A 6,597-nucleotide genomic window follows, 5' to 3' on the forward strand; every position below is an offset into this window, starting at 1 on the left:
TTCCTGGCGCCCGACCTGGCCGCCGCCGACGCCTTCGTGCGCGGGGGCGGGCTGGTGGCGGCCGCCGAGACGGTCACCGGACCGCTGCGCTAGACGCCGCAAGGGGGCCTCACCCACGGGTGGGGCCCCTTTTGGATTCCGGTTCTAGAACTCCAGCCGTTCCCGGCGCACCGAATACACCACGAAACCCGCGCCCACGGCGAGGAACAGGGTGCCGGAGACCACGTACGGCGTGGTGTCGAAGCTTCCCGTGTCCGCCAGTCGGGTCGGGTCGGAGGCGGTCTGACCGGCCAGGCCGGACACCGTGGTGACCTGCTCGGTGATCCCCGAGTCCGGGTTCCCGGAGTCCGCCGACCCGGAGACCGCCGTACCCGCGGCGGTGGCGCCCGTCGAGGCGCCGTCCTGCGAGGCGTTGGCGGACGGGACGAACCACAGGGCGCACAGCAGCGTGCCCGCGGCGGTGGCGGTCAGCAACGGACGGCGAGCGGATGCCACGGAATATCGATCCCCTTGTGACGCTGGCGAATTGGCCGTGCGGAGCGATGTTAGTGAAAATCGCGGGTCACAGGAAAGTCACGACAGGTTTCAGTTCTAGGCTCGCCTCATGGACGCTGAAGAGACATCACGATTTGTACGCCTTCGAGTGGAGCTGGTCCTCGAGGTGCTCGACGACGACGAGCTGACCAAGGCCGCGCTGCGCCGCATCGCCACCGATCCGGAGCTGCCGGACGCGGAACGGGCGCACGCCGAGGGTGCTGTGACGGAAGACACCGCCGAGGCGCTGGCCTATCTCGTCGACCCGTTCGACCTGGTCAGCGAGGTGCCCGGCGTGGAGCTCGCGCAGGCTTCCTGGTCCAGCGAGCACTCCGAGTACGACGCGGACTCGCCCGAATGGGACCTCGGCGGGGATGATGAGGACGACGACGAACCGGCCGACGACGCGGACGGCCGGAACGAGCGGTAGGCAGCCGGCGGCTTCGGCCGCGGGATTCGGGGCACGGATGACCCGGACGGCAACCGCCGTCCGGGTTTTCTCGTCTCACAAGTGGCGCACGGAGGCCCGCGCACCGCCCGTCCCGAAGACGGGACGTGGTGTTCCCCACAGAACCCCTCCCCGGGGAACGGGGAGGCGCGGCCGTGACGTTGAGAGAGTTCAACGGGGATTCTCGGGGTTCTGGCGGATTCGGCAACGATGGAGAAACGTGTGATGACGGACAGTAAGCGGCGCAAGGGCCTGACGGTCGCGTCCGCACTGCTCGGTGGTGTGCTCGTGCTCACGGGCTGTTCCGGCGGCGGTAACGCCAGCGCGTCCGACGGCGGTGAGAGCTCGCAGGCGAAGGCCGACGAGGCGGCGGCGCAGAAGTCGTCCGAGGCGCAGATCACGATCACGCCGAAGGACGGCTCCAACAACGCCTCCATCAACAACTCGGCCACGGTCAAGGTCGCCAAGGGCACCCTGACCGGCGTGAGCATGACCACCGCGGACGGCAAGCCGGTCGAGGGCGCGCTCTCCGCCGACAAGCTGAGCTGGAAGCCGACCACCCAGCTGGAGCGGTCGACCACCTACAAGCTCGCCGCCGAGGCCAAGGACTCCGACGGCCGCGTGGCCCACGAGAACGCGTCCTTCACCACGGTCTCCCCGTCCAACAGCTTCATAGGCAACTTCACCCCGGACAACGGCAGCACCGTCGGGGTGGGCATGCCCGTGTCGATCAACTTCGACAAGGCGATCACCGACAAGGCCGCCGTGCAGAAGGGGATCACCGTCTCCTCCTCCAGCGGTCAGGAGGTCGTCGGTCACTGGTTCAACGCCAACCGGATCGACTTCCGCCCGGAGACGTACTGGAAGGAGAACTCCACCGTCACGCTGAAGCTGGCGCTCGACGGTGTCGAGGGCGCCGACGGCGTCTACGGCGTCCAGCAGAAGACGGTCACCTTCCACGTCGGCCGCAACCAGGTCTCCTACGTCGACGCCAAGACCAAGCAGATGAAGGTCACGCAGGACGGCAAGGTCGTCAAGCAGATCCCGATCTCCGCCGGTTCCCCCGAGAACAAGACCTACGCCGGCGTCATGGTCATGTCCGAGAAGTTCGAGCAGACCCGGATGAACGGCGCGACCGTCGGCTTCACGGACGACGACGGCAAGGGCGAGTACGACATCAAGGACGTGCCGCACGCCATCCGCCTCACCGGCTCCGGCACCTTCCTGCACGGCAACTACTGGGGCGCGAAGTCCATCTTCGGCAGCGAGAACACCAGCCACGGCTGTGTGGGCCTCTCCGACACCAAGGGCGCCAAGGACCCGAACACCCCGGCCGCCTGGGTGTTCAACCACTCCCTCGTCGGTGACGTGGTGGTCATCAAGAACACCGGTGACAAGACCGTCGCCCCGGACAACGGCCTCAACGGCTGGAACATGGACTGGGCGCAGTGGAAGGCCGGTTCCGCCGTCTGATCCCAGAGCGGGACCCCTGAGCGCACAAGTGCCGCCCCTCCTGGTGAGGGGCGGCACTGTCGTCTCAGAGCGTCGGCACCGCCGCCGCGCCCCAACTGGCCAGCAGCCGAAGCGACTCGGCCGAGGCGGAGTCCGGTTCGGCGTGGTAGACGATCAGGTTGAGGTCCGCGTCGCCGGTCACCCGCAACCCCTCGAAGCCCAGGGCGAGTTCACCGACCAGCGGGTGCCGCAGCCGCTTCACGCCGTAGAACTGCTCCTTCACGTCGTGCGTGGCCCACAGGCGGCGGAACTCCTCGCTCTTGACGGAGAGTTCACCGACCAGCGCGGCCAGCCGGGCGTCGTCCGGGAAGCGCCCGGCGTCCATGCGCAGCCCGCAGACGATGTCGATCGCCTTCTGCTCCCAGTCGACGAACAGCTCGCGGTACTCCGGGCAGAGGAACACCAGCCGGGCCCAGGTGCGGTCCTCGGGCGCGAGCCCGCCCCAGTCGCCGAACAGCGCGGTCGCCATCCGGTTCCAGGCCAGGATCTCCGTGCGCCGCCCCGTGATGTACGCCGGGACCGCGTCCATCGACGCCAGCAGGTGCTGGAGCGCGGTCCGCACCTGGGGGCGGCGGGCCGGCGGGCGCTTCTTGTGCGGAGCCGGCTTGGCCAGGTGGGTCAGGTGCGCGTGCTCGGCGTCGGTCAGGCGCAGGGCGCGTGTGATGGAGTCCAGCACCTCCGCCGACACGTTCCGCCCGTTGCCCTGCTCCAGCCGCGTGTAGTACGCCACCGACACCCCCGCCAGCTGCGCCAGCTCCTCCCGGCGCAGCCCCGGCACCCGGCGGCGCCGGCCGAAGTCGGGCAGGCCCACGTCCTCCGGCTTGAGCCGGGCCCGGCGGCTGCGCAGGAACTCGCTCAGCTCGGCCCGCCGGTCCAGCGGCCGGCTCACGGCCGCCTCCGCCTGTTCGTCCATGCCCCAAGTATCGAGGGCGGCGACGGAACGTACGCTTGGGAGCCTGTCCCCGCCAGTGGTAGGAACGGCGGTCGTACGCAAAGCCGTGGCCTGGGTGGGAACGGGAGATGCGGGCACGCTGGGAGAGTGCCCGGTCGAGACCGTGTCCGGGCCATGGCGAAGCTTAGGAGAACCCGGCATGACCACTGTTGCTGCGTACGCCGCGCCCGCCCCCAAGGCGCCCCTGGAGCGGACCACGATCGAGCGGCGGCCGGTCGGCGACCACGACGTCCTGATCGACATCAAGTTCGCGGGGATCTGCCACTCCGACATCCACCAGGCCCGCGACGGCTGGAGCGAGGGCATCTTCCCGATGGTGCCCGGCCACGAGATCGCCGGTGTGGTCACCGAGGTCGGCCCCGAGGTCACCAAGTTCTCGGTGGGTGACCGGGTGGGTGTCGGCTGCATGGTCGACTCCTGCCGCGAGTGCGACAACTGCAAGGCCGGACTGGAGCAGTACTGCACGGGCACCGGCACCGTCTGGACGTACAACGCCGTCGGCAAGGACGGCGAGCCCACCTACGGCGGCTACTCCGAGCAGATCGTCGTCGACGAGGGCTTCGTCGTGCGCATCCCCGACGGTCTGGGCCTGGACGTTGCCGCGCCGCTGCTGTGCGCGGGCATCACCACGTACTCCCCGCTCAAGCACTGGGGTGCCGGCCCCGGCAAGAAGGTCGCCGTGGTGGGCTTCGGCGGACTCGGCCACGTCGGCGTGAAGCTGGCGCACGCGATGGGCGCCGAGGTCACCGTCCTCTCGCAGTCGCTGCGCAAGAAGGACGACGGCCTGCGGCTCGGCGCCGACCACTACTACGCCACCAGCGACCCGGAGACCTTCGAGAAGCTGGCCGGCACCTTCGACGTCATCCTGAACACCGTCTCGGCCCCGCTGGACTTCGCGGCCTACATGTCCCTGCTGCGCCTGGACGGCGCCATGGTCAACGTCGGCCTCCCGGAGGAGCCGGTGCAGGTCACCCTCCAGTCCATCTTCGGCAACCGCCGCAACCTCACCACCTCCAACATCGGCGGCATCCCCGAGACCCAGGAGATGCTCGACTTCTGCGCCGAGCACGGGGTGGGCGCCGAGATCGAGCTGATCGGCGCGAGCGAGATCAACGACGCGTACGAGCGCGTGACCGCCAGCGATGTGCGGTACCGGTTCGTGATCGACACGGCGACGATCTGACGCCCCCCGGGGCATGAAGAAGGGCCGCCCGGCCGGAGCCGGGCGGCCCGTTCCTGTGTGATCAGCCCTGCGCGGGGGCGACGCCGATCGGGCAGGAGACGCCGGTCCCGCCGATGCCGCAGTACCCGGCGGGATTCTTGTCCAGGTACTGCTGGTGGTAGGCCTCGGCCGGGTAGAAGGGGCGGCCCTCGGCGGGGAGGATCTCCGTGGTGATCGTGCCGTGTCCGGAGCCGGTGAGCACCTTCTGGTACGCGGCACGGGACGCCTCGGCGGCGGCCGCCTGCTCAGGGGTGTGGGTGTAGATCGCGGAGCGGTACTGGGTGCCCACGTCGTTGCCCTGGCGGAAGCCCTGCGTGGGGTCGTGGGACTCCCAGAAGGTCTTGAGCAACTGCTCGTACGAGATGACCTTCGGGTCGTAGACCACGCGGACCGCCTCGGTGTGGCCGGTCAGGCCCGAGCACGCCTCCTCGTAGGTGGGGTTCTCGGTGTAGCCGCCCTGGTAGCCCACGAGCGTGGTGTAGATCCCCGCCGGGAGCTGCCAGAACTTGCGCTCCGCGCCCCAGAAGCAGCCCAGCCCGAAGTCGGCGACCTCCAGCCCCTCGGGGTAGGGGCCGGCGAGCGGGTTGCCGAGGACGGTGTGCCGGGCGGGGACCTCGAAGGCGGGCACGTCCCGGCCCGCGAGCGCCTGCTCGGGGGTGGGGAGCTGCGGTGTGCGGCCGAACAGCATGGGGTCTCCCTGGTCGGTCTCGGTGCGGACGGGCACTGCTTACAACGACTCGGCCGCCCCGGACATTCCGGGTCGGGCCGCCGCTCCGGCCTCCAGTACGGCGGTGTCGCGGACCTGGCAGAAGTACCCCGCCTTGTCGTTCCGGTACCGCCACGGCAGCGCGTCCACATGGCCGTCGACCAGCCGGAAGTGCTCCACCGCTGCCTCGTTGCGGCCCTGGAGGTGCAGGTAGTAGGCGAGCAGGTGGCGCAGTTCCGGCAGGCGAGGGTGCGCCGGGTCGGCGGCGGCCGCGTCCTTCAGGGCCGCCTCGACCCGCGCCACCATCTCCGGGGTGTTGTCGGCGGCGGTGTCCTCGGAGTCGTCGTGCTCGAAGTGCGCGATCAGCGGCAGCGCCGTCAGCAGGCTCCCGGCGGGCGCCCCGGCGGCGGCCCGCTCGGCGAACTCGGTGGCCAGCCGCTCGGAGCCGCGCCACTTCGCGCACCAGTACTGCAGGGCCGAGAAGTGCGCCTCGTAGTGGTGCGGGGCGCGGGCCGTGATCTCGGTCCACAGGTCGTCCATCTTGGCGTTCGGGTACCCGAGGCCGAGGGCCAGCCAGATCTCCGCGACGTACGGCGTCGGGTCGTCCGGGTTCAGCGCCGCCGCCCGCGCGACCTCCTCGCGGGCCTCGAGCAGCGTGCGGCGGAACCCGTCGAACTGCTCACGCGTGGTGTACTGCGCCCGCTGTCCGCCTCGCACCCGCCAGGCCAGGATCACCGCGCTGCGGGCCCGGACCACCGCCGCGTCGGGGTCCTCGGGGCGCTCGGCCTCCCAGGCCAGCAGCCAGGTGTCGTCGTCGGCCGCCTTGTCGGCCAGCCGGAACGTGAGCAGGGACCGGCGCTCCCAGTCCCGGCCGACGGCCGCCATCAGGTCGGCGGCGGGGCGCCAGTCACCGCCCCGGACCGCGGCGAGGGCGGCCGTCGTCTCCGGGGCCGGCGGGCCGGCCGAGTCGGTGTTCTGCCGCTCGGCGGGCAGCAGGTCGAGCGCGGCCGAGGCGGCGGCCTTCTCGGCGGCGGTCGCGGCGGCCTCCTCCGCCTCGATGGCGGCCTCCGCGTTGCCGGAGAAGAACTCCTTCAGGAACACCTTGGCCATCCAGGCCGCGAAGAGCACGAAGGGGAGCGCGAGGGCGGCCAGTATCCAGAGCAGGACGGTCATGTGCGGGCGGGGTCCGTTCGGGTCGGGGGGTGTTCGGGCGGCTCAGGCGG

7 protein-coding genes are annotated in these 6,597 nt (G+C 70.6%); 3 read left to right on the forward strand and 4 right to left on the reverse strand.

Annotated features, from left to right (window positions below; all coding sequences use genetic code 11):
• Positions 1-144 precede the first annotated feature (144 nt).
• Positions 145-495 (reverse strand): hypothetical protein, encoded by a 351-nt coding sequence (locus GT030_RS10970; RefSeq protein ID WP_161200934.1) that lies wholly within the window; start codon positions 493-495, stop codon positions 145-147.
• 109 nt (positions 496-604) lie between these two features.
• Here GT030_RS10970 and GT030_RS10975 point away from each other — a divergent pair, with 109 nt between their 5' ends.
• On the forward strand, positions 605-964 hold the full coding sequence (locus GT030_RS10975) for a hypothetical protein (RefSeq protein ID WP_161200935.1): 360 nt from the start codon (positions 605-607) through the stop codon (positions 962-964).
• Positions 965-1,192: 228 nt separating this feature from the next.
• Positions 1,193-2,455 (forward strand): Ig-like domain-containing protein, encoded by a 1,263-nt coding sequence (locus GT030_RS10980; RefSeq protein ID WP_202459954.1) that lies wholly within the window; start codon positions 1,193-1,195, stop codon positions 2,453-2,455.
• A 64-nt stretch (positions 2,456-2,519) separates the two neighbouring features.
• On the opposite strand, the gene GT030_RS10985 is transcribed toward GT030_RS10980, so the two are convergent.
• Entirely contained in the window at positions 2,520-3,407 is an 888-nt protein-coding gene (locus tag GT030_RS10985; protein ID WP_161200937.1) for a helix-turn-helix transcriptional regulator, read from the reverse strand.
• A gap of 178 nt (positions 3,408-3,585) precedes the next feature.
• Here GT030_RS10985 and GT030_RS10990 point away from each other — a divergent pair, with 178 nt between their 5' ends.
• Positions 3,586-4,629 carry an NAD(P)-dependent alcohol dehydrogenase gene (locus tag GT030_RS10990; protein ID WP_161200938.1) on the forward strand — a complete coding sequence of 348 codons (1,044 nt, stop codon included), beginning with the start codon at positions 3,586-3,588 and terminating at the stop codon, positions 4,627-4,629.
• Positions 4,630-4,690: 61 nt separating this feature from the next.
• On the opposite strand, the gene msrA is transcribed toward GT030_RS10990, so the two are convergent.
• Entirely contained in the window at positions 4,691-5,356 is a 666-nt protein-coding gene (gene msrA / locus GT030_RS10995) for a peptide-methionine (S)-S-oxide reductase MsrA (RefSeq protein ID WP_161200939.1), read from the reverse strand.
• Positions 5,357-5,395: 39 nt separating this feature from the next.
• Positions 5,396-6,547, reverse strand: coding sequence for a hypothetical protein (locus GT030_RS11000; protein WP_161200940.1), 1,152 nt, complete (start codon positions 6,545-6,547; stop codon positions 5,396-5,398).
• Positions 6,548-6,597: the final 50 nt, after the last annotated feature.

Origin of the sequence: Streptomyces sp. SID1328, assembly GCF_009865595.1 — a bacterium.
Taxonomy (GTDB): domain Bacteria; phylum Actinomycetota; class Actinomycetes; order Streptomycetales; family Streptomycetaceae; genus Streptomyces; species Streptomyces griseoluteus.

Excerpts from the sequence above, each read along its gene's own strand:
- GT030_RS10975 (WP_161200935.1), top strand. The coding sequence starts at position 605 with ATGGACGCTGAAGAGACATCACGATTTGTACGCCTTCGAGTGGAGCTG.
- GT030_RS10980 (WP_202459954.1), top strand. The coding sequence starts at position 1,193 with ATGGAGAAACGTGTGATGACGGACAGTAAGCGGCGCAAGGGCCTGACG.
- GT030_RS10985 (WP_161200937.1), bottom strand. The coding sequence starts at position 3,407 with ATGGACGAACAGGCGGAGGCGGCCGTGAGCCGGCCGCTGGACCGGCGG.
- GT030_RS10990 (WP_161200938.1), top strand. The coding sequence starts at position 3,586 with ATGACCACTGTTGCTGCGTACGCCGCGCCCGCCCCCAAGGCGCCCCTG.
- msrA (WP_161200939.1), bottom strand. The coding sequence starts at position 5,356 with ATGCTGTTCGGCCGCACACCGCAGCTCCCCACCCCCGAGCAGGCGCTC.
- GT030_RS11000 (WP_161200940.1), bottom strand. The coding sequence starts at position 6,547 with ATGACCGTCCTGCTCTGGATACTGGCCGCCCTCGCGCTCCCCTTCGTG.